The sequence below is a fragment of the Kitasatospora sp. NPDC085464 genome, from assembly GCF_044541955.1.
In the GTDB taxonomy this organism is placed as follows: Bacteria; Actinomycetota; Actinomycetes; order Streptomycetales; family Streptomycetaceae; genus Kitasatospora.
Genome location: NZ_JBITTM010000130.1, coordinates 1 through 1,023 on the forward strand (window position 1 = coordinate 1; position 1,023 = coordinate 1,023).

The following is a 1,023-nucleotide window of genomic DNA, read 5'->3' on the forward strand; positions in this document are numbered from 1 at the left end:
CTCGATCCGGAAACCCCGAACCTTCACCTGATCATCGACCCGGCCCACATACACCAGCTGGCCATCGGCATTCCACCGCGCCACATCACCCGTGCGATACATCCGCGCACCCGAGGAACCGAACGGATCGGCAACAAACCGCTCCGCCGTCAGATCAGCACGCCCCCAATACCCACGCGCCAACACCACACCCGCGACATACAACTCACCCGCCACACCCGCAGGAACCGGACGCAACCGCCCGTCCAGAACGTAAGCCCGCGTATTCCAGAACGGACGACCGATCGGCACCGCACCCGAACCCACAACCTGACCAGGCTCGATCCGGAAGTCCGTGCAATTGACCGTCGCCTCCGTCGGACCATACGCATTCACCACCACCACACCAGGATTCGACACCCGCCACGAATCCAGCGCCTCACCCACCAACGCCTCACCACCCGTGACCAACATCCCCGACGCCGACACCCCCGCCGGCAACACCTCCAACAACCCCAAATGCGACGGCGTCACCTTCATGAACGACGGACGACCGAACTCCCCCGCCCGCTCATCCAACTCCGCCAACACCACACACCCACCACTCACCAACGGCGCATACAAACCCGTCACCGACAGATCGAACGCCACCGACGAATGCAACAACGACAACCCCGCCGCATCCCCATACACCTCACGAGCACGCACCAAATACGCACCCACCGAACGATGCTCAACCACCACACCCTTCGGCCGACCCGTCGACCCCGACGTGAAAATCACATACACCGGATGCGACAACGACAACCCCACCCGACGATCCACATCCGACACCACAGCATCCGAAAAACCGGACACATCCAGCATCGACGGGTCATCGATCACCAACAACGGACGCGCATCACCGAACACCTGCGCCACCCGCTCCGCCGGCGACCCCGCATCCACCGGCACATACGCACCACCCGCCTTCACCACACCCAACAGCGCCACCACCAACTCCACCGACCGCGGCAGCACCACCCCCACGAACGACTCCGCACC

1 protein-coding gene is annotated in these 1,023 nt (G+C 63.5%); it reads right to left on the bottom strand.

Annotated elements, in window-relative coordinates; translation table 11 throughout:
• On the bottom strand, positions 1 to 1,008 hold a 1,008-nt coding region (locus ACIGG8_RS42910), incomplete at its 3' end, for an amino acid adenylation domain-containing protein (RefSeq protein ID WP_396554000.1).
• Positions 1,009 to 1,023 lie beyond the last annotated feature (15 nt).